Source organism: Gordonia aichiensis (genome assembly GCF_039946255.1).
Classification (GTDB): domain Bacteria; phylum Actinomycetota; class Actinomycetes; order Mycobacteriales; family Mycobacteriaceae; genus Gordonia; species Gordonia aichiensis_A.
The window spans coordinates 25,543-45,156 of sequence record NZ_JBCDWL010000004.1 but is presented as its reverse complement, the minus strand read 5'-3'; the positions used below and the strand labels follow the sequence as shown (position 1 = coordinate 45,156).

The 19,614-nt window shown below is 68.9% G+C and carries 22 protein-coding genes and 1 tRNA gene; 10 read left to right on the top strand and 13 right to left on the bottom strand.

What is annotated here, in order from left to right:
- Positions 1–45: 45 nt before the first annotated feature.
- Positions 46–119 (top strand) — tRNA-Pro (locus tag AAFO60_RS06615).
- Between the two features lie 309 nt (positions 120–428).
- On the opposite strand, the gene AAFO60_RS06610 is transcribed toward AAFO60_RS06615, so the two are convergent.
- From AAFO60_RS06610 to AAFO60_RS06575, 8 genes are all read right to left on the bottom strand, one after another.
- Positions 429–1,223: an iron ABC transporter ATP-binding protein gene (locus tag AAFO60_RS06610; RefSeq protein WP_347955377.1), complete on the bottom strand. Its 795-nt coding sequence runs from the start codon at positions 1,221–1,223 to the stop codon at positions 429–431.
- Positions 1,220–2,248: an iron chelate uptake ABC transporter family permease subunit gene (locus tag AAFO60_RS06605; RefSeq protein ID WP_347955376.1), complete on the bottom strand. Its 1,029-nt coding sequence runs from the start codon at positions 2,246–2,248 to the stop codon at positions 1,220–1,222. Before AAFO60_RS06605 ends, AAFO60_RS06610 begins: the two co-directional genes overlap by 4 nt.
- Positions 2,235–3,254, bottom strand: a complete 1,020-nt coding sequence (locus AAFO60_RS06600) for an ABC transporter permease (protein WP_347955375.1) — start codon at positions 3,252–3,254, stop codon at positions 2,235–2,237. The genes AAFO60_RS06605 and AAFO60_RS06600 overlap by 14 nt, the downstream gene beginning before the upstream one ends.
- 2 nt (positions 3,255–3,256) lie before the next feature.
- Positions 3,257–4,243: a siderophore ABC transporter substrate-binding protein gene (locus AAFO60_RS06595; protein WP_347955374.1), complete on the bottom strand. Its 987-nt coding sequence runs from the start codon at positions 4,241–4,243 to the stop codon at positions 3,257–3,259.
- 49 nt (positions 4,244–4,292) lie between these two features.
- Positions 4,293–4,598 (bottom strand): hypothetical protein, encoded by a 306-nt coding sequence (locus AAFO60_RS06590; RefSeq protein ID WP_347955373.1) that lies wholly within the window; start codon positions 4,596–4,598, stop codon positions 4,293–4,295.
- A gap of 128 nt (positions 4,599–4,726) precedes the next feature.
- Complete coding sequence (locus tag AAFO60_RS06585; RefSeq protein WP_347955557.1) at positions 4,727–5,275, bottom strand: sugar O-acetyltransferase; 549 nt, start codon at positions 5,273–5,275, stop codon at positions 4,727–4,729.
- Positions 5,276–5,304: 29 nt separating this feature from the next.
- On the bottom strand, positions 5,305–6,300 hold the full coding sequence (locus AAFO60_RS06580; protein ID WP_347955372.1) for a metallophosphoesterase: 996 nt from the start codon (positions 6,298–6,300) through the stop codon (positions 5,305–5,307).
- Positions 6,301–6,339: 39 nt separating this feature from the next.
- The gene (locus AAFO60_RS06575; protein ID WP_347955556.1) at positions 6,340–8,760 is read right to left on the bottom strand and encodes a penicillin-binding protein; all 2,421 of its coding nucleotides are present in this window, start codon (positions 8,758–8,760) and stop codon (positions 6,340–6,342) included.
- Between the two features lie 289 nt (positions 8,761–9,049).
- On the opposite strand from AAFO60_RS06575, the gene AAFO60_RS06570 reads away from it, so the two are divergent.
- Entirely contained in the window at positions 9,050–9,379 is a 330-nt protein-coding gene (locus tag AAFO60_RS06570) for a WhiB family transcriptional regulator (RefSeq protein ID WP_347955371.1), read from the top strand.
- Positions 9,380–9,469: 90 nt separating this feature from the next.
- On the opposite strand, the gene AAFO60_RS06565 is transcribed toward AAFO60_RS06570, so the two are convergent.
- Both AAFO60_RS06565 and AAFO60_RS06560 read right to left on the bottom strand, forming a co-directional pair.
- Positions 9,470–10,576 (bottom strand): ArsA family ATPase, encoded by a 1,107-nt coding sequence (locus AAFO60_RS06565; RefSeq protein WP_347955370.1) that lies wholly within the window; start codon positions 10,574–10,576, stop codon positions 9,470–9,472.
- Positions 10,577–10,578: 2 nt separating this feature from the next.
- On the bottom strand, positions 10,579–11,622 hold the full coding sequence (locus AAFO60_RS06560; protein ID WP_347955369.1) for an ArsA-related P-loop ATPase: 1,044 nt from the start codon (positions 11,620–11,622) through the stop codon (positions 10,579–10,581).
- Between the two features lie 59 nt (positions 11,623–11,681).
- On the opposite strand from AAFO60_RS06560, the gene AAFO60_RS06555 reads away from it, so the two are divergent.
- Genes AAFO60_RS06555 through AAFO60_RS06540 form a run of 4 tightly spaced genes read left to right on the top strand, consistent with a single transcriptional unit; the run spans position 11,682 to position 13,852 of the window.
- The gene (locus AAFO60_RS06555; RefSeq protein ID WP_347955368.1) at positions 11,682–11,846 is read left to right on the top strand and encodes a DUF4177 domain-containing protein; all 165 of its coding nucleotides are present in this window, start codon (positions 11,682–11,684) and stop codon (positions 11,844–11,846) included.
- A gap of 4 nt (positions 11,847–11,850) precedes the next feature.
- A complete protein-coding gene (locus AAFO60_RS06550; RefSeq protein WP_347955367.1) occupies positions 11,851–12,324 on the top strand; it encodes a RidA family protein in 474 nt (157 codons plus the stop codon).
- Between the two features lie 39 nt (positions 12,325–12,363).
- Positions 12,364–12,966 carry a TetR/AcrR family transcriptional regulator gene (locus AAFO60_RS06545; protein ID WP_347955366.1) on the top strand — a complete coding sequence of 201 codons (603 nt, stop codon included), beginning with the start codon at positions 12,364–12,366 and terminating at the stop codon, positions 12,964–12,966.
- Between the two features lie 40 nt (positions 12,967–13,006).
- Positions 13,007–13,852, top strand: coding sequence for an MBL fold metallo-hydrolase (locus AAFO60_RS06540; RefSeq protein WP_347955365.1), 846 nt, complete (start codon positions 13,007–13,009; stop codon positions 13,850–13,852).
- A gap of 93 nt (positions 13,853–13,945) precedes the next feature.
- Here AAFO60_RS06540 and AAFO60_RS06535 read toward each other — a convergent pair whose 3' ends face one another.
- Positions 13,946–14,620, bottom strand: coding sequence for a Crp/Fnr family transcriptional regulator (locus AAFO60_RS06535; protein WP_006897367.1), 675 nt, complete (start codon positions 14,618–14,620; stop codon positions 13,946–13,948).
- Positions 14,621–14,793: 173 nt separating this feature from the next.
- On the bottom strand, positions 14,794–15,027 hold the full coding sequence (locus AAFO60_RS06530; RefSeq protein ID WP_432211694.1) for a hypothetical protein: 234 nt from the start codon (positions 15,025–15,027) through the stop codon (positions 14,794–14,796).
- 231 nt (positions 15,028–15,258) lie between these two features.
- Between AAFO60_RS06530 and nth the strand changes: the two genes are divergently transcribed.
- The 4 genes from nth to AAFO60_RS06510 are packed head-to-tail and all read left to right on the top strand — an operon-like array spanning position 15,259 to position 18,648.
- Positions 15,259–15,945, top strand: coding sequence for an endonuclease III (gene nth / locus AAFO60_RS06525; RefSeq protein WP_347955555.1), 687 nt, complete (start codon positions 15,259–15,261; stop codon positions 15,943–15,945).
- Complete coding sequence (locus AAFO60_RS06520; RefSeq protein ID WP_347955363.1) at positions 15,942–16,637, top strand: TlpA disulfide reductase family protein; 696 nt, start codon at positions 15,942–15,944, stop codon at positions 16,635–16,637. Before nth ends, AAFO60_RS06520 begins: the two co-directional genes overlap by 4 nt.
- A complete protein-coding gene (locus AAFO60_RS06515; RefSeq protein ID WP_347955362.1) occupies positions 16,634–17,449 on the top strand; it encodes an NUDIX hydrolase in 816 nt (271 codons plus the stop codon). The genes AAFO60_RS06520 and AAFO60_RS06515 overlap by 4 nt, the downstream gene beginning before the upstream one ends.
- Positions 17,446–18,648, top strand: a complete 1,203-nt coding sequence (locus AAFO60_RS06510; protein ID WP_347955361.1) for a MarP family serine protease — start codon at positions 17,446–17,448, stop codon at positions 18,646–18,648. The genes AAFO60_RS06515 and AAFO60_RS06510 overlap by 4 nt, the downstream gene beginning before the upstream one ends.
- Before the next feature lie 16 nt (positions 18,649–18,664).
- On the opposite strand, the gene AAFO60_RS06505 is transcribed toward AAFO60_RS06510, so the two are convergent.
- Complete coding sequence (locus AAFO60_RS06505; RefSeq protein WP_347955360.1) at positions 18,665–19,600, bottom strand: alpha/beta fold hydrolase; 936 nt, start codon at positions 19,598–19,600, stop codon at positions 18,665–18,667.
- Positions 19,601–19,614: the final 14 nt, after the last annotated feature.

The window sequence follows — 19,614 nt, the reverse complement described above, 5'->3', positions numbered from 1 at the left end:
TTAATACTTTCACCTCGTTCGTTGTAGGCTATTGCAGGCTAGAGACGGGGTATGGCGCAGCTTGGTAGCGCGCTTCGTTCGGGACGAAGAGGTCGTGGGTTCGAATCCCGCTACCCCGACGCAAGGTTGAGATTGCAGATGAGGCCCCCGGCCTGCGGAAACGCAGACCGGGGGCTTCCTCGTTGGTTGAAGGCCAGATCCGTGCTCGCCGTCGGTACGGTTGCAGGTCCACGACGAGGGGGCTTCCTCGTTCGCGTAGACGCTCCGTGGTCGACCGTTCATATCAACGGGTCTTGTCATATTCGGATGCGTCTGGTTCACTGGATGCCACCTGCTAACAATTGCAAGCAGGGGCGGTCGGTCCGACCGAATGCTCTGGGGAGGGTGATTGCCGGACCGCCGGGAAGGCGTCCCGTCCGGCTCCTGTCTTAAGGGGAGGGAGTCGGGCGGGGCACCTCAGCGTTCAAGCCCGCGTACACCGCCACCGGGACGCCGTCGAGCACGTGGACGCGGACGGTGGTGCCGAAGATCTCGGTGAGCAGCTCCGAGTCCATGATCTGCTCGGGCGTGCCGCCCGCCACGATGCGCCCCTCACGCAGCACGACGATGCGATCGGCGTAGGCGGCGGCGAAGTTCAGATCGTGCACCACCACGATGATCGTCTTGCCGAGGGCGTCGGCGGCTTTGCGCAGCCGGTCCATCATCCGCACCTGGTGGCGCATGTCGAGATTGTTCAGCGGCTCGTCGAGCAGGATCACCTCGGTGTCCTGGGCGAGCGTCATGGCGACGTACGCGCGCTGGCGCTGACCGCCCGACAGTTCGTCGAGGAATCGGTCGGCCAGCGGCTCGAGCCCCAGGAACCCGATAGCCTCGTCGATCTTGACTCGGTCGTGGTCGGTCAGGCGTCCGCGCGAATGGGGGAAGCGACCGAAGCCGACCAGATCGCGCACGCTCAGCCGGGCATTCACGCCGTTCTCCTGGCGCAGGATCGCCAGTCGGCGTGCCAACTCGCTCGGCTTGTAGTCGGCGATGGGCCGGCCGTCCAGCGAGGCCGCTCCGGCAGACGCCTCGGTCAGCCGCCCGAGGATCGTCAGGAGCGTCGACTTGCCGGCGCCGTTCGGTCCCACCAGGGCGGTGACACCGCCGACGGCGAACGAACCGGTCACCGGCCCCAGCACGGTGGTGGCGCCGTACGACTTCTCGAGGTCGGCGAACTCGATCACAGGGTTCCCTTTCGCAGGAGCAGGATCGCCAGGAACACCACGCCACCGCAGAACTCGATGATCACGGTGAGGGTGCCCGCAGCGTAGAAGACATTGGTGAGGACGAACTGGCCGACGGCGAGGGTGAAAACACCCAGCAGCACCGCCATCGGCACGGTGGCTCGATGCCGCCAGTCGCCGGCCAACTGGTAGGCGAGGGTGGCGATGATGAAGCCGAAGAAGGTGAGCGGACCCACCAGCGCGGTCGACACCGACACCAGGACGGCGATCAGGACCAGCGCCAGCGTCAGTTCGCGCCGGTGGTCCACGCCCAGCCCGGTGGCCGACTCCCGGCCCAGCAGCAGCACGTCGAGCACTCGACGACGACGCCAGACGATGACCCCGACCACCGCGCAGATCACCGCCGCGATGGGGAGCAGTTCGGTGTTGACCGACCCCAGCCTGCCGAACAGCTTGATCTGCAGGGCGTCGAAGTCCGACGGTGAGATCAGCCGCTGCAGGAACTCCGAGAGCGCTCGGAACGCCAACCCCATCACCACCCCCGCCAACAGCAGCAGGAACAGGCTCGCGAAACGACCGGAGAACATCCACCGATACAGCACGCCCGCGAACAGCACCATGGCCGCCGTCTGCAGGAGGAACTGCCAGACGGTGTCGCTGTTGTCGACGAACCGCGCACCGACGATCGCGACCCCGACGGTCTGGATGAGCACGTACAGCGCGTCCAGGCCGATGATCGACGGCGTCAGAATCCGATTGTGCGTCACGGTGTGGAACAGGACGGTGGCCACGCCCTGGCAGAAGGCGGCCAGGGCGATCGCGGCGACGGTGCGCAGCCGTCGCTCGAACGACGGACCGAACCGGAGATCCCAGCGCAGCGCGTCGTCGGCGCCGGTGCGCATCAACAGGTAGGCCGCGACGGCCGCCGCCGCGAGGGTCGCGGCGATCGCCAGCCGGGCCCGCCAGGAGAACCGGCCGGCCCGCCCGGCGTCGACGGACGGCGCGAACGTCTCAGAGACCGACACGGAACCTCCCGGAGAAGACGATGGCCAGGAAGGCGCAGGCACCGAGCACACCCATGATCACCGACGTCGGAATCTCCATGGGACGCACCACGATCCGACCGAGAAGGTCGCAGCCGACGATCAAGACGGTCGATCCGACGGCGATCCACGGCAGGTTCCTGCGCAGGTCGTCGCCGCGGAGCATGCTGACGATGTTCGGTACCACCAGCCCGAGGAACGGGATGAAACCGACCACCACGCTCGTCACTCCGGACGCCAGCGCGACGATCGTGACGCCGACCGCCACCGTGCGACCGTAGTTCAGGCCGAGGCTGGTGGCGACGTCGCGGCCGAGGCCGGCGATGGTGAAGCGATCGGCCAGCAGGTAGGCGGCGACGGCGACGACCAGGACTGCCCACAGCGGTTCGTAGAAGCCGCGGACGATGTGCGCGAAGCCGCCGGAGCGCCACGCGGTGACCACCTGCAGCATGTTCTGCGAGATCGCCAGATAGGTGGTGGCGGCGCCGACCACCGCGCCCAGCATCAATCCGACCAGGGGCACGATCGCCGACTTGCGGGCCCGGATGCGGTCGATGATCCCGAGGAACACCACGGTGCCCGCGAACGCCGCCGCGGTGGCCACGCACATGCGAACCAGCGGCGACGCGTCCGGCAGGTAGATGAAGCACAGCAGGACGCCGAGCCCGGCCCATTCGGCGGTGCCCGCCGTCGTCGGTTCGACGAACCGGTTCTGCGTCAGTCGCTGCATGATGACGCCCGAGAAGCTCATCGCCAGGCCGGCGAACACGAGCGCGAGGGTGCGGGGCACGCGGGAGATGAGGAACATCCGCCACACGTCGGCGTCGCCGGAGAGCAGCCCGGCCGCGGTGATGTGGTACTCGCCGGTCATCAGCGAGGCGACGAGCAGGACGACGCAGGCCACCGCGAGGGCGGGCAGGATGAACCGGCCCGGGCCGGGAGCGGGAGTGCTCTCGGCCCGGGCGGCGGTGGTGGCGGTGGTGGACACGACTACGCGGTCGAGCCCATCACGTCGGCGAGGTGTCGGTAGTTCTCGCCGTACGACTGGATGCCTTCACGCAGGTAGAACGCCGGATCGAGGTAGACGATCTGGCCCTTGTCGGCGAAGGTGGTGCCCGCGAACGCCTCCTGGGCGGCGAAGACCTGCTCGGCCGGCTTCGGCTTGGCCTCGCCCTCGGGCTTCACGACCGCGTCGCGGTCCATCACGATGACCCATTCCGGGTTCGCCTGGGCGATCGCCTCCGGGGTCAGGCCGGAGTTCTGGTGCAGGTCGCCCGACGCGCCGCCGAAGACGTCCTTGAGGTTCAGCGGGCCGGTGAACGGGCTGATCCGCTTGGCGCCGTTGTCGATCTTGCCGCCGCTCACCACGGCGAGGAACGTCCGCTGCCCGGTCGCGGCGCCCTTGGCCGCGTCGAGCCGAGTCTGGAACTCGGTGATGATCTCGGCTGCCTGGTCCTGCTTGCCGAAGATCTCGCCCAGCGTCTCGGTCTGACGGATCATCGCGGCCACCCGGCCGCCCTCGGCGTCGTCGCTCGCGGCGACGTCGATGAACGAGGCGCCGGTGGCGTCGGCGATCTTCGTCAGTTCGTCGTCGTACTTGCTGAACCGGTATCCGCCGATGATCAGATCCGGGTCGACGTCCTCGATCACGTCGAACTTCGGCTCGTTGTGGGTGCCCACGTCCTTCACGGCGTCATCGGCGGTCCAGTCGCTGAGCTGCTCGGTGGCGAACAACTGCTTGGGGATGGCGACCGGCGTGATGCCGAACGCCTTGACGGTCTCGGCAGCGGTGTTGTCGAGGACGACGACGCGCTGCGGTCGGGTCGGTACCTGGACCGATCCGGAGTTCGTCTGCACGGTGATGGTCTCGCCCGACGCCGACTTCTCGTCGGACGTCGTCGAGCAACCGGTCAGCGTGAGCCCGGCGGTGAGTACCGCAGCGGCGACGACGCCTCCTCGGCGGAGTCTGCGCAACATTAAGTAAGCCTCCCATTAGATAGGTGAGGCAAACGTAACAAATGACGACTTATGGGGTTGTCGCCGGGGTCGCCGGCGACAGGACGCGGCGCAATGCCCAGCGAACCGACATCAGAACGACGATGAGTCCGGTGACCGCGAAGAAGCCGCCCAATCGGACCTGGTCGCGGAACAGGAGCGAGGTCAGTTCCAGGACGAGCAACTTGCTGCCCGGCAGAACCAGCAGCAGGGTGGTGGCACTGACTACCCGGATCGCCGTCGGCGAGTCCGAGCGAACCCGACCGAGCAAACCGGCCTTGATCCGGGTCACCACTTCCAGCACCAGCTTGAGGATCACCGCGGTCATCAACGTCAACAGAACGATTCCGAGATGACCGCGGGGAAGAACTGGACGAACAGCCCCAGCACGGCGGTGTAGGCGAGGGCGTCCGCGGCATCGAGCGGACTGGGGCGAGGCATGCGCTGCAGCTTATCGGCGGACCGTCACTGCTCGGTGGGCAACTCTCGGATGACCCGCGCTGGATTACCTGCGGCGAAGACGTGATCAGGCAGATCTCGGGTCACCACGCTGCCCGCACCGACCACCGTGTTGCGCCCGACCCGCACTCCCGGGCAGACGATCACGCCGCCGCCGAACCACACGTTGTCGCCGATGGCGATCGGCGCGGCCGACTCCCAACGGGCGCGGCGCGCGCGATGGTCGTCCATCGGGTGCAGCGCGGTGAGCAGTTGCACGCGGGGGCCGATCGAGCAGTCGTCGCCGATGGAGATGGGCGCACAGTCGAGCAGGATGGCGTCGTAGTTCAGGAAGCTGTTGGCCCCGATCGTGATGTGCGAGCCGTAATCGCACTGGAACCGCGGCATCACCCAACTGCCTTCGCCGAAACCGCCCAACAGCTCCCGGAGGATCGCCGTCCGCTCGGCATCCTCATCGGCGACGGTCGCGTTGAACCGATCCAGCATGCGTTGGCAGGCTCTGCGCATGCCGACCAGCTCCGGATCGCCGTCCGCGTAGCGGGCGCCGGACAGCATCAACTCGCGATTCGACGCCGCCGTCCCGGTCAGGTCAGCTGGCTTTCGAGCTGGGGCAGCGACTGGGCGACAGAGTCGTCGTCGCCCCCGTGCGAGACGGCCGTCAGCGTGAGCAGGGACGCCTCGGGGCGGCAGCAGAAGCGGGCCGGCGCATACGGTGAGGTGCCGAGCCCGGCGCTCACGTGCAGCTTCATCGTCGAACCCCAGTTGGAGACGCCCTTGACCCGGGACCGGTCCAGATGGCAGTTGGTCACCAGCGCGCCGTAGCCCGGCAGGCACAGCTGGCCGCCGTGGGTGTGACCGGCCAGCACGAGGTCGTACCCGTCGGCGGCGAAGGCGTCGAGCACTCGTGGCTCGGGGGAGTGGGTCAGGCCCAGCCGCAGCTGCGCCAACGGGTTCGGGCGGCCGGCGACGGTCTCGTACCGGTCGCGCTCGATATGCGGATCGTCGACGCCGGCGGCGACCACGCGCACCGACCCGACCTCCAGTTCGCGGATGGTGTGGGTGGCGTCGAGCCAGCCGCGCTCGCTGAACGCGGCGCGCAGATCCTGCCAGGGCAACGGTTCCCCGTGCGTGCGCACGTGGTTCTTCCGGAAGTACTTGAGCGGATTCTTGGGCTTGGGGCCGAAGTAGTCGTTGGAGCCGAACACGAACAGTCCGGGCCGGGCCAGCAGTCCACCCAGCGCCTGCACCACCGCGGGCACCGCATTCGGATGCGCCAGATTGTCGCCGGTGTTGATCACCAGATCCGGCTCCAGGCGCTCCAGCTCCGAGATCCAGGCCTGCTTGAGGTGCTGGCGCGGCAGCATGTGGATGTCGCTGATGTGAAGCACCCTCAGCGGCGATGATCCCGGCTCGAGCACCGGAAGCGTCGCGTGTCGCAGAGCGAAGGCGTTCCGCTCGATGACCGTGGAGTAGACCAGCCCGGCGGCCGCGGCGCCGGCCGCGCCGGCGGCGACCCTGACCAGGGTGGAGGACTCACGCGAGGGTGCGGCGGAAGTGCCGAATCCAGGAACCGAAACCATGGCCACAGGATACGCGTCCGCCCCGACATCGGGTCTGCGTCAGCCGCCGGGGACCTCGATCACCACCGGGCCCACGCCGGGGACCTCCACCGTCTTCTCGGCCGGCGGACCGCCGTTGCCTTCACCCGACGACTTGCCGCGCCCGTTGCTCACGTAGATCGCGATGGTGCTGCCGGGCATTGCGCTGTCGGACGGCGCGGTGAAGACGACCGTGCCCTTGGGCTTGGTGCTGTCGACGTCGAGTTCGGTCACCTTGAAGCCCGCCTCCTGCAGACGCGAGGTGGCCTGGCTGGCGGGCAGTCCGCTGACCTGCGGGATCCGGCCGCGGTCGCTGCCCGCGACGAACCGAGGATCGGTCGGCGGCAGGTTCACCGGCCCGAACTTGGTCGCGATCGGCATCATCGTGGAGTACCACGTGCGGGCGGGTTCGAAGCCGCCGTACAGGTCGCCGTCGTAGCACTGCCGCAGCGGCGATGTGCAGATTCCGGCCGGGTGCGAGCCGTCGTTGTAGGTGTAGACGGCGGCCGCCAGCCGGTTGGTGAAGCCGAGGAAGGCCGCCGAGCGGTGCGCCTCGGTGGTTCCCGTCTTGCCCGACATCGGCAGCTTCCAACCCGCCGCGCCGGCCGCCGCGGCCGACGTGCCGCCGCCGCGGTCGTCCTCGCTCATCGCGTTCGCGAGGGTGTCGGCCAGCCCGGATTCCACCACCTGCTCGCATTTGGGGGGATTGAACGGCACGTTGACCATGGCGGGCTTGCCGTCCGGAGTCATCACCGCGTTGCTGTACTGATCGCGTTTGACCTGCTGGATGGATGCGATCGGATTGGGCGGGCACCAGGTGCCGCCCGAGGCCAGCGTCGCCGCGACGTTGGACAGCTCCAGGGCGTTGACCGCGAACGGGCCGAGCGTGAACGAACCGAAGTTCCCCTTCTTCACGTACTCGGCCAGGCTCTGCTCGCTGACCCCGGAGGTGCCCGGCTCGTTGTAGGAGCGAAGCCCCAGCCGCACCGCCATGTCGACGGCGGGCTTGACCCCCACCTGCTGCAACAACTGCACGAAGGTGGTGTTCGGCGAGGTCGCCAGCGCCTGCGTCACCGACGCGGCCGGCGGGTAGGCGCCGGCGTTCTTGACGCAGTACGCGTTGGGCGGGCAGCCGTTGGCGCCGTTGCTGTTGCCCATTCCGTACACCGCCACACTCGACGGGATCGGGAGCACCGCGCCGGTCCCGAGGCCCTTCTCCATCGCCGCGGCCGTGGTGAAGATCTTGAACACCGACCCGGCGCCGTCGCCGACCATGGAGAAGGGCTGCGGCTGGACGGTCTCGTTCTTCGCCGCGTCGAGGCCGTAGTCGCGGCTGGACGCCATCGCCAGCACGTCGTGCGAGTCCTTCCCGGGCGCGACGATGCTCATGACGGTGGCGATGCCGTCGGTGTTCGGGGACGTGTGCTGCTTGGTGGAGCGCACGGCGTCGGCCTGAACCTCCGGGTTCAGCGTGGTCCGGATCAGGTAGCCGCCGCGCATCACCTGGGCGCGGGGGATGCCGTTCTCGGCGAGGTACTGCAGCACGTAGTCGCAGAAGAAGCCGTTGTTGCCTGCGGCGATGCAGCCCTGCACGGGCGTCTTCGGCGACGGCAGCACCCCGAGCGGCTTCTGCTTGGCGGCCTCGAGTTCGGCGCGTCGCTCCGGGAAGTTCTCGATCATGGTGTCGAGCACGGTGTTTCGCCGGGCGAGCGTGGCCTGGGGGTCGGTGTAGGGGTTCAGTCCGGAACTGGACTGGACCATGCCCGCGAGCATCGCGGCCTGCTCGACCGTCAGCTCCTTCGCCGAATGGCCGAAGTAGGTCTGGGCGGCGGCGTCGATGCCGTACGCGTTGTTGCCGAACGGGACGACGTTCAGATAGCGGGTGACGATCTGCTTCTTGGCGTCCTGCTTGGCGGCGGCCGGGTCCAGGCCCTGCTCGCGTTCGGCCTGGTCGGTGAGGGTCTGCTCCAGCGTCAGCGCCATGCGCACTTCGCGGAGCTTGCGCGCCGGGGTGGTCTCGGTCGCGGCTTCGCGCTCGGCCTCGGTCCGGGCGAGCACCAGCAGTTGATAGTTCTTGATGTACTGCTGGTCGATCGTGGAGGCGCCCTGCTGGACCTCGCCCGACGACGAGTTCTTCAGCGCCGCGCGGATCGTGCCCTTCCAGTCGACGCCGTCGTGCTCGAGGAAGCGGCGATCCTCGATCGAGATGATCGCGCGGATCATGTCGGGCGAGATGTCGTTGTATCCGACCTGATAGCGGTACTGGTCGAACAGGATCGCGATGGGCGCGCCGTTCGCGTCGGTGACGGTGGTGACTTCGGGGACGGTGCCGCTGAGCAGCTCCGACGAGGAGTTCTCCATGGTGGCTGCCGCGCGATTGGACACGACTCCCATTCCGACGGCGACCGGAAACAGGAGCCCGGCGACCAGAACGGCGGCCATCACGACGGCGACGGCCAGGCCTGCGAGGTTCGAAGTCTTGCGCACGATCGTCAGGATACGTGTGATCGGCCACGATCCGGCGAAGCGACCTGCGCCAACGTGTTTCGCGATCGACGGCGGACCGGGCACCATAACCGACCGACTTGCGCTGTATCGGCAGCCTCAATAGATTGGAGACGTGAGTTACCTAACAGAGTGACTCGTTGGTAGGAACTGCTCACAGCGGGATCTTATGCATGCATCGCAACCGGATGCATGTCGATGGGTTTGTGAAAGGCGGGATCGCACAATGACTCTGGCGCCGATGTCCACCGTTGACTCAGAGGCTCGACTGGCTTGGGTCTCTCAGGCACGCTGCCGCGGGGGCGACCCCGACGACCTGTTCGTCCGGGGGGCCGCACAGCGGAAGGCCGCGACGATCTGCCGGCACTGTCCGGTGCAGCTCGAGTGCGGGGCCGACGCCCTCGACAACCGTGTCGAATTCGGTGTGTGGGGTGGAATGACCGAACGGCAGCGGCGCGCGCTGCTCCGCCAGCATCCCGAGGTCACGTCCTGGGCCTCGTTCTTCGAGGCGCAGCGCCGACGCCAGCGCCTCGGCGCCGTGCGCAGCCAGAACTGACCGCGACCGGGTCGGCAGCCGCCGAGCCGGTCGCTCTCATCGGGGGGTTCCACGTTCGGCCCGGCGGAGGCCGGACCGAACGTGTCGGGTTCAGCCTCGGCTGGTGATCTGCTCGGCGACGGCCCGCAGGGCCTTCGCGTCGGCTACTTCGAAGGGCAACGCGGGCACCCCGACCAGCGGGACGCTCGGATGCGACGACGTGAAGCGCTGTAGCAGGCGGACTTCGCGCTTGGCGGTCGCGGCGCGTTCCACGTGGACCTTCAGGACCCCGCGCGTGAGGTCGTCGTCGACGGTGGCCAAGGCCGTCTCGGCCGCAGCGGCCGACAGTGCGGTCAGCGTGGGGTGGGTGCGGTTGACGATCAGGCCCGACAGCGGCATCGAATCCTTCGACAGCCGCTCGACGAAGAATGAGGCCTCGCGCAGGGCGTCGGGCTCGGGGGCGGCGATGACGACGAACTCGGTGCCCGGCTGCTTGAGCAACTCGTAGGTGCGGTTGGCGCGTTCCTGGAAACCGCCGAACATCGAGTCGAGTGATTGGACGAAGGTCGCGACGTCGCGCAGGATGTCGCCGCCGATGATGGTGGAGATGCCGCGCATCGCCATGCTCATCGCGCCGGTCACCACGCGACCGACTCCGCGACCGCCGCCGACCAGCATCTTCATCAGGCGTCCCGACAGGAACGAGCCGAGCCGCTGCGGCGCGTCGAGGAAGTCCAGCGCGTTCCGGGACGGCGGGGTGTCGACGATGATCAGATCCCAGCGGTCCTCGTCCAGGAGCCGACTCAGCTTCTCCATCGCCATGTACTCCTGCGTGCCCGAGAACGAGGACGCGACCGTTTGATAGAAACTGTTGTTCATGATGGCGTCGGCGCGTTCGGGTGTCGAATGCTCGATCACCATGTCGTCGAAGGTGCGTCGCATGTCGAGCATCATCGCGTCGAGGGTGCCGGGAGACGTGCCGTCGACGGTCTCGAGCGGCACCGGCTGCGGCTCGTTGGTCAGCTCGTTCATGCCCAGCGACTGAGCCAGCCGGCGCGCCGGGTCGATCGTCAGGACCGCGACCTTGCGGCCCCGTTCGGCCGCATGCAAGGCCATCGCGGCGGCGGTGGTGGTCTTGCCGACGCCGCCGGAACCGCAGCACACCACCACGCGGGTGGCGGGATCGGCCAGCACCGAACCCATCTTCAGATCCGGCATGGCTAGGCTCCCGCCTTCTTCAGAACGGCCGACAGTTCGTACAGGGCGCCGAGGTCGACGCCGTTCTCCACCGTCGGCAGCTCCACCTGGGCCGCGGCGACGTCGTCGAGCTCGGCGCGGGCGATGTGCTGCGCCTGCAGGCGCGCGGCGTAGTCGATGGTCTCGGTCAGCAGGCCGGCGAGGTCGTCGTCGGACAGCCGCACGCCGACGTCGGCGAGGCTCTTCTCGATGCGCTCGGAGTCGATGCGCCCCTCGGCGATGGCGTCGGTCTCGTCCTCGGGCAGGTACGGCGGGTTGGCCCGATTGATGACGACGGCGCCGATGTGGAGGTCCTTCGCGGTCAGTTCGGCGACCGCCTCGATCGTCTCCTGCACCGGCATCGCCTCGAGCAGCGTGCACAGGTGCACCATCGTGTCGGGCGAATGGAGAAGCGTCGCAACCCCTTCGGACTGATTGCGGATGGGGCCGCTCTTGGCGAGGTCGCGCATCGCGGAGGTCACATCCAGGAAGTTCCCGATGCGTCCGGTGGGCGGGGAGTCGACGACGATCGCGTCGTAGAGGCGCGCGCCCTTCTTGTCGGTGGCGATGACGCGTTCCTTGATCTTGCCCGTCACCAGCACGTCTTTGAGTCCGGGCGCCACCGTCGTCACGAAGTCGATGGCGCCGACCTTCTTGATGGCCCGCCCGGCGAAGCCCAGGTTGTAGAACATGTCCAGGTACTCCAGCAGCGCGTGCTCGATCTGCAGGGCCAGCGCCCACACCGATCCGCCGCCGTCCATCGCTACCAGCTGGGTGTCGGTCGGCGGCAGCGGCGGAACGTCGAAGAGTTGCGCGATGCCTTGCCGCTCTTCGCATTCCACCAGCAGGACCGTTTTGCCGCGGGAGGCGAGGGTCAGCGCCAGGGCGGCGGCGACGGTCGTCTTCCCGGTGCCTCCCTTGCCGGACACGAAATGCAGCTTCGCCTCGCGCGCCCGCGCCGGCCACTCCCCGGGGCCGACCGCGGGGGCGGCGTCGGCCGCCTCGTCGTTGTGAACATCGTTGACCACGTCGCTCACCTTATCGACCACCTCTCGCGGGTCCGCAGATAACCGATAAGGTTGGCACCATGAGTGAAGTCACCGCCTGGGAATACGTCACAGTTCCGCTGCTCACGCACGCGACCAAGCAGATCCTCGATCAGTGGGGAGCCGACGGCTGGGAGCTGGTGAGCGTCCTGCCCGGTCCGACCGGCGAGCAGCACGTGGCGTACCTCAAGCGCGCGAAGGCCTGATCCGGTGACGGCTTCGTGGTCGGCGCGGCTGGCCGAACTGGGCATCGAACTGCCCGCGGTGGTGCCGCCCGTCGGCAGCTACACGCCGGCGCTGCGCGTGGGCGACCTCGTCTACACCTCCGGCCAGATTCCGGTGGTCGACGGGAAGGTGAGCCTCTCCGGCAAGGTCGCGGTGGGTGCCGAGGGGATCGTGACCCCCGAGCAGGCCACCGCCGCCGCCCGCCTGTGCGCGCTCAACGCGTTGGCCGCGGTGCATGCGGAGGTCGGCATCGATTCGATCGTCCGCGTGGTCAAGGTCGTCGGCTTCGTCGCTTCGGCACCCGGTTTCAACGGGCAGTCCGGTGTCATCAACGGCGCCTCCGACCTGTTCGGCGAGATCTTCGGTGACGCCGGCGTGCACGCGCGCTCGGCCGTCGGCGTGGCCGAGCTTCCGCTGGGCGTCCCGGTCGAGGTGGAGATCGTCGTCCAGGTGAAGTGACGCCGGCGATGACGACGGTGCTGCGATGACGGTGCTGCGATGACGACGGTGCGACGCCTGCGGACCTCGACGGCGCCTGCGGAGCAGGAGACGGTGATTCTGGCGGCGGCGCGCCGCGAGTTCGCCGAGGTCGGCGTGCGGCGCGCCAACATGGATTCCGTCGCACGCGCGGCCGGCGTCTCGCGCAGCACCCTGTATCGGCGCTTTCCCAACAAGGACGTCCTGCTGGCGAAGGTCGGGGAGACGATCGCCCTCGACACGCTCAAACGGCTGGCGGTGGCGGTCCGGGGGCTCGCGCCGCACGAAGCGGTGGTCGAGGCCTTCGTCGAGTACACCCGCACCGTCGCCGACGACCCGCTGGTGGGCCGGCTGCTCCTGGAGGAGCCGGAGCTGACCGACGTCCTGGTCGGGCGGACGACCCGCGGTGCCGCCGAGTTCTTGGAGGCCTCCGGCGCCACCGTCGCGAGCACTCTGCGTCGCGCCGGCGCCACCATGCCCGCCGACGATCTCGCACTGGTCGCCGAGCACCTGGTGCGGGTGGCGCTGTCCCTGGTTCAGGTGCGCACCACCCGGCTCGACATCGGCGACGTCGAGGCCATCCGCGCGTACGCGACGAAGTTCCTGGCGCCGCTGGTCTCCTGACCGTCCACGAGTGTGACCGACCGCTCGGTAGGCTTGGAGAATGTCTTCCGATGCACTGACGCCGAGCCCGGCGAACGACTCCGTCCCGACGCACCCGGCGTACGGGGTGCTGCGCCCGGTGACCCCGTTCGCCTCGGTCCTGCTGTGTGACAATCCGGGTTCGTTCGAACTCGACGGCACCAACACGTGGATTCTGCGCGCGCCGGGCTCGCCGAGCGCGGTGGTGGTCGACCCGGGACCGGTCAAGCACGGCAAGCACGTGCGGGCGGTCGTGGCGGCGGCGGGGGAGGTCGAGCTGGTGCTCATCAGCCATCGACATCACGACCACGTCGGTGCGTGCAAGAAGATGCGCAAGCTCACCGGCGCCCCGCAGCGTGCGTACTCGGCGAAGTACTCGGTGCGGGCTCCCCGCCTGCGCGACCGCGAGGTCATCGAGGCGGCCGGGCTCAAGATCACGGTCCTGCACACGCCCGGGCACACCGCGGACTCGACCAGCTTCCTCGTCGAATGGGAGGGCAGCCGGGCCATCCTCACGGCCGACACCATCCTCGGTTTCGGCACCACGGTCCTCGACCCGCTCGACGGCTCGCTGACCGACTACTTCCATTCACTCAACCGGCTCATCGTGGAGGCCGCCGACGCGACCCTGCTCCCGGGCCACGGCCCCGATCATCCGACGTTGGAGCCGGTCGCGCGCTATTACAAGGCGCACCGCGAGGAGCGATTGGCGCAGATCGTCGACGCCCTCGACCGGCTGGGAGTGTCTGCGGCCAAGGCGAAACCGATGCAGGTGGTGCGAATGGTCTACGCCGACGTCGACGAGAAGCTGTGGCCCGCGGCCAAGATGTCGGTCAAGACGCAGCTGGCGTACCTGCGCGGGCGGTAGTCGCACCCGCCGCCGACGGTCGGTACAGACGAAGAACTCCGAGGGCTGGTCGGCCTTCGGAGTTCGTCGTCTGCAGTGATGCTCGCGGAATGCTCAGCGGGCGCGGCGCGCCAGTCGCTCGGAGTCGGCGATCAGGACGCTCTTGCCCTCCAGTCGCAGCCAGCCGCGCTGGGCGAAGTCGGCCAGCGCCTTGTTGACGGTCTCGCGCGAGGCGCCGACGAGCTGGGCGATCTCCTCCTGCGTCAGGTCGTGGGTGACGCGCAGCGCGCCGCCCTCCTGCGTGCCGAACCGCTGTGCCAGCTGCAGCAGCTGCTTGGCGACGCGGCCGGGGACGTCGGTGAAGATCAGGTCGGCGAGGTTGTTGTTGGTGCGGCGCAGGCGACGGGCCAGCACGCGCAACAACTGCTCGGCGATCTCCGGGCGGTCCTTGATCCACTTGCGCAGGGCGTCACGGTCCATGGTGACGGCGCGGACCTCGGTGACGGTGGTCGCCGACGAGGTGCGCGGGCCCGGGTCGAAGATGGACAGCTCGCCGAACATGTCGGACGGGCCCATGATCGTCAGCAGGTTCTCGCGGCCGTCCGGGGAACGGCGGCCGAGCTTCACCTTGCCGGAGAGAATGATGTAGAGCCGATCGCCGGGCTCGCCCTCGTGGAAGATCACATGGCCACGCGGAAACTCGACCGGCTGAAGTTCCTTTGCAAGAGCAGCGACGGCAGTGGGTTCGACACCTTGAAAAATGCCTGCCCGTGCTAGTACTTCTTCCACCTAAAGAGCCTCTCTCGATACATTTCGCCGCGTCCAGTGACAAACACTACGTGAAAAATCATAGATGTTGGGTTGGTCACTGTACGCATTAGTAGACAACTACCGCGCGTCGTACATGTCGGCGGGGTCGGTCTGTGGGTCGCTCGGCCGATACGACGTCGGATTCAAACCGGTCAGGAAGCGCGCGTCTGTCCGGCGTCCGCGCATTCGGCGGCGGCCGGTTCGGCGGGCGCGGGCTTGCTGCGGCGGCTGCGCAGTTCGTCGAGCGCGGCCGGAAGCCCGTCCTTGGCAAGGTTGTCGACGTCGGTGGCGTCGGCGGATTCGAGGAACTCCTCGACGTGAGTGGGGCCGACCGAGAGTCGGTCGAGCCCGTTCTGAACCCTTTCCATCGCGAGTGCGAACAACATGAGCACAGCGGGAAACAGCAGCCCGGCCAATCCTTGCATAGGAAACAGTTAACACCGCGGCGGGCGGCGGCCACCAACCCGGAGGGCCGTCGTCACCGAGTTGTGACCTGCGGATTCGTGGTCGGACGGCCTCGCCGGGGCGGGGCGCCGCCGGCGCGACGGCTAACCTGGACAGTTGTGAGCAGACGCAAGGAGGAGACCCGGCTGGGCCTGGTCAGGCGTGCGCGGCGGATGAACAGATCCCTGCAGGTGGCCTTCCCGCACGTCTACTGCGAATTGGACTTCACCACGCCGCTGGAATTGTCGGTGGCGACGATCCTGTCGGCGCAGTGCACCGACGTCCGCGTCAACCAGGTGACACCCGCCTTGTTCGCCCGATACCCGGACGCCCGCGCCTACGCCGAGGCCGACCGCACCGAGTTGGAGGAGTTGATCAGATCGACCGGCTTCTACCGCAACAAGGCCAACTCGATCATCGGACTCGGACAGGCGCTGGTGGCACGCTACGGCGGCGAGGTCCCGGGCAGGCTCGACGACCTGGTGACCCTGCCGGGGTTCGGGCGCAAGACCGCCAACGTCGTCCTGGGAAACGCCTTCGGGGTGCCGGGACTGACCGTCGACACGCACTTCGGGCGACTGGTGCGCCGCTGGGAGTGGACCGACGAGACCGATCCGGTGAAGGTGGAGCGGGCCGTCGGAGAACTGTTCGAGAAGCGGGATCGGACCGACCTGTCGCATCGGATCATCTTCCACGGCCGACGGATCTGTCACGCCCGCAAACCCGCGTGCGGAGTGTGCATTCTGGCCAAGGACTGCCCTTCGTACGGTGCGGGGCCCACCGACCTGCATGAGGCCGCGGCCCTGGTGAAGGGCCCGGAGACCGAGCATCTGCTCGAATTGGCTGGAGTGATGCAGTGAAGTTCCTGAAGGAGCCCGCTGCGCGGGCGACGCTGGCGTTCATCGTGGTCGCGGTGGCGCTGATCGTGGCCCTGTGGCCCCGGGGCGGCTCCGACGGCGCCGCCGACCCGACGGGCGGCCCGGCGGCCGGCGCGCCGACGTCGGGCATCACCGACCAGCAGGTGTCCGACGCGGAGTTGGCCAAGGCGCGAGCCGAAGCGGCCCTGCAGCCCTGCCCGGCGGGCTCCGGTCCCGTCGCCCCCGGCGCCGTGCTGGCGGGCGTGAGCGCGCCGTGCATGGCCACCGGTGCACCCGTCGACCTCGGGCCGGCCACCGCGGGAAAGTCGCTGGTCATCAACATGTGGGCGGTGTGGTGCCTGCCGTGCCGGCACGAACTGCCGGTGGTCGACGAGTTCGCCAAGCAGGCGGGCGACCGGCTGAACGTGCTGGCCGTGCATGCGCGCGAGGGCGGCGACAAGCCGTACTTCGTCCTGAAGTTCCTCCAGGAGGTCGGTGTGCACCTCCCGGTCGTCACCGACCCGGACGGCGCGATCGCCAAGGCGATCGGCGCGCCGCGGATCTTCCCGTCGACCGTGCTGATCCGCGCCGACGGCACCGTCGCGAAGGTGCTGCCGCAGATCTTCACCTCTGCGGACCAGTTGGCCGCCGCGGTGCGCGAGAACCTCGGCGTCGACGTGGGAGGCAGCCGGTGAACCACCACTCGAAGGGCACGCCGGTCGGGCCGCTGGTGGCCCGCGATCAGATTCCGCCGTGGCTGCGTGCGGTGACCGACGACCCGCAGATCGTCAACGAGAAGGTGCTGAACCGGGGCGGCGGTCGGGCCCGCCTGGCGGCGACGCTGCGCGGCCAGCGGGCGGCGGCCGTGCTGGTGCTGCTGGCCGGGGCGTTCGATCCCGATCCGTCCTCGCCCGGCGGGTTGCCCGCCGACGCGGACATCCTGCTCACCGAGCGCGCCGCCACACTCCGCACCCACAGCGGGCAGGTGGCCTTTCCCGGCGGCGCCCGCGACCCGGGCGACGACTACCCGGTCGGCACCGCGATGCGCGAGGCCGCCGAGGAGACGGGGCTGTCGAGCGAGGGCGTCACGATCCTCGCGAACCTGCCCGCGTTCCCCGTGCCGTCCGGGTTCGAGGTGCACCCGGTGCTCGCGCACTGGGACCGGCCCAGTCCGGTGTACGCGGTCGACCACGGCGAGACCGCGCGCGTCACGCGGGCGAACCTGCGGGAACTCCTCGCTCCGGGGAACCGTTTCCAGGTCAGTCGCACCCTGGTCGGCGCCACCGTCTACAAGGGGCCGGCGTTCCTGTACGAGGGCATGCTGGTGTGGGGATTCACCGGCGGACTGATCGCTGCGATCAGCGAAGCCGCCGGGTGGGACGTCCCCTGGGACACCGACGACGTCCGCCCGCTGGAGCAGATGATCGCCGAGACCGGTGGTCGTCAGGTGTCCGGATTCGTGGACCCGCCGAGCGGCCGCGCCGCTGACGTGAATGGAGATCGATGAGCGGATCGGTGTGGGTCGATGTGGTGATCCTCGGCGTCGCCCTGCTGGCGGCGTTCAGCGGATACCGCCAGGGGGCGGCCGCGTCGGCCCTCGCCTTCTTCGGCGTCGTGCTGGGTGCGGTGGCGGGCATTCTGCTCGCGCCCCTGGTGATCACGCGGTTCGACGATCCGCGGCTGCGGCTGGTGGTCGGCATCATGCTGATCGTGGTGTTGGTGGTGGTCGGCGAGGTCGCGGGCATGGTCCTGGGGCGCGCGGCGCGCAGCAGCATCGGCTCGCCGGTCCTGCGACGGATCGACTCGTGGGTGGGTTCGGCGCTGCAGGCGATCGCGATCATCATCGCCGCCTGGCTGCTCGCCTTCCCGCTCCGCGGCTCCGACCAGGTGCGCATCGCCGATGCGATCGATCAGTCCGCGGTGATCCAGACCGTCGATCGGGTGGCCCCGAAATGGGTTCGAGACCTGCCCGACGAGTTCACCGCCCTCGTCGACAGTTCGGGTCTCAAGGAGGTCATCGGCCCCTTCGGTCAGGCTCGGGTCGCCAACGTCCAATCGCCGGATCAGACGCTCGCCGACCAGCCCGCCGTGCGGTCGGTGCGGCCCAGCGTCGTCAAGATCACCGGGGTCGCCCGCAGCTGTGGGCAGGCACTGGAGGGCAGCGGGTTCGTCGTCTCACCCGAACGGGTCATGACCAACGCGCACGTGGTCGCGGGCACCGACACCGTCAGCGTGCACACCGTCGGTGGCCGCGAACTGCAGGCGAGCGTCGTCTGGTTCAACTCCCGCAACGACGTCGCGGTGCTCGACGTGCCGGGCCTGCGGGCGCCCGCGCTCAAGTTCGCCTCGCAGCAGGCGCAGACCGGCGATGACGCCATCGCCCTGGGCTACCCGGAGAACGGGCCGTTCACGGTGACACCGCTGCGCGTGCGCAACGTCGTGGAGCTGAACGGTCCGGACATCTACCAGAGCCCCCGGCAGGTGGACCGGCAGGTGTACACGGTGCGCGGCGACATCCGCTCGGGCAACTCCGGCGGCCCGATGATCTCGCCGTCCGGCGAGGTGCTCGGGGTGGTCTTCGGGGCGGCGCAGGACCCCACCGACGACACCGGCTTCGTGCTCACCGCCGAACAGGTCCAGCGTGATCTGGCGGCGTCGGAGCAGAACAACGCCGAAGTGAGCACGGCGCAGTGCGTGTCCGAGTAGCCGCGCCCCGACTTAGCTAGCGGCCCAACAGCTCCAGGATGAGGTCGTTCACCTCGTCGGGCGCCTCCTGGTGCGCGAAGTGGCCGGCGCCGGCGACGGTGCGATAGTCCATCCCGCGGGCCCACCGGCGGCTGTGCACCATCAGCGAGTCGAGGATGTAGTCGTCGTCGCGGCCGCGCACGCCCAGAACGGGGATGTCGAGCCGCGCGTCCATCAGATCCATGAAACGGCGGCCGTCGGCGCGGAACTGGGAGCGGAACGCCCAGCGCCGGTATTCCAGGCTGCAGTGGGCGACGCCGGGGATCTGGATCGCGAGCCGGTTGCGGGAGACGGCCTCGGCGAAGTCGTCGGTCCGCCGCCACGCCGTCCCCGATCGCTCGCGGAAGTAGTCCTCGACGAAGACGCCGTCCTCGCGGGTGAGCCGTCGTTCCCCGATCCGGGGGAGCTGGTTGTGCAGGAAGGGCGGCAGGAAGGCCGCGCGTTCCTCTGCGTTGAACAGGACCCCGCGCCGCAGTGCGCGCGGATGCGGGGACGAGAGCACCGCCACCCGGTCGACGACGGTCGGGTGCAGGGTCGCGGTCGCCCAGCACACCAGACCGCCGTCGGCGTGCCCGACGAGTGTGGCGCTCGAATGCCCGAGGGCCCGGATCAGAGCGTAGGTGTCACCGGCCAGCGTCCAGCCGTCGTAGCCGCGCGGGGGCTTGTCGGAGTCGCCGTAACCGCGCAGGTCGACGGCGACGGCCCGGTACCCGGCGGCGCTGAGGGCGGCCAGCTGGTGTCGCCACGACCACCAGAACTCGCCGAATCCGTGCAGCAGCAGGACCAGCGGACGGTCGGCGATGAACCGCTGCGTCTCCACCGCGTGGAACCGCAGACCGTTGGCTCGGACGTCGAAGTGCCGCCACGGTCCGTCGAAGCGGACGAGCGTCGGATCCGGGGGAGGGCCGGTCAATCTGGTGTGTCTGT

Coding starts and splice junctions, on each gene's coding strand:
- AAFO60_RS06570 (WP_347955371.1), top strand. CDS start 9,050: ATGACTCTGGCGCCGATGTCCACCGTTGACTCAGAGGCTCGACTGGCT.
- AAFO60_RS06545 (WP_347955366.1), top strand. CDS start 12,364: ATGACGACGGTGCGACGCCTGCGGACCTCGACGGCGCCTGCGGAGCAG.
- AAFO60_RS06565 (WP_347955370.1), bottom strand. CDS start 10,576: ATGCCGGATCTGAAGATGGGTTCGGTGCTGGCCGATCCCGCCACCCGC.
- AAFO60_RS06575 (WP_347955556.1), bottom strand. CDS start 8,760: ATGGCCGCCGTTCTGGTCGCCGGGCTCCTGTTTCCGGTCGCCGTCGGA.
- AAFO60_RS06530 (WP_432211694.1), bottom strand. CDS start 15,027: ATGTTGTTCGCACTCGCGATGGAAAGGGTTCAGAACGGGCTCGACCGA.
- AAFO60_RS06585 (WP_347955557.1), bottom strand. CDS start 5,275: ATGCTGTCCGGCGCCCGCTACGCGGACGGCGATCCGGAGCTGGTCGGC.
- AAFO60_RS06595 (WP_347955374.1), bottom strand. CDS start 4,243: ATGTTGCGCAGACTCCGCCGAGGAGGCGTCGTCGCCGCTGCGGTACTC.
- AAFO60_RS06580 (WP_347955372.1), bottom strand. CDS start 6,300: ATGGTTTCGGTTCCTGGATTCGGCACTTCCGCCGCACCCTCGCGTGAG.
- AAFO60_RS06555 (WP_347955368.1), top strand. CDS start 11,682: ATGAGTGAAGTCACCGCCTGGGAATACGTCACAGTTCCGCTGCTCACG.
- nth (WP_347955555.1), top strand. CDS start 15,259: ATGAACAGATCCCTGCAGGTGGCCTTCCCGCACGTCTACTGCGAATTG.
- AAFO60_RS06540 (WP_347955365.1), top strand. CDS start 13,007: ATGTCTTCCGATGCACTGACGCCGAGCCCGGCGAACGACTCCGTCCCG.
- AAFO60_RS06510 (WP_347955361.1), top strand. CDS start 17,446: ATGAGCGGATCGGTGTGGGTCGATGTGGTGATCCTCGGCGTCGCCCTG.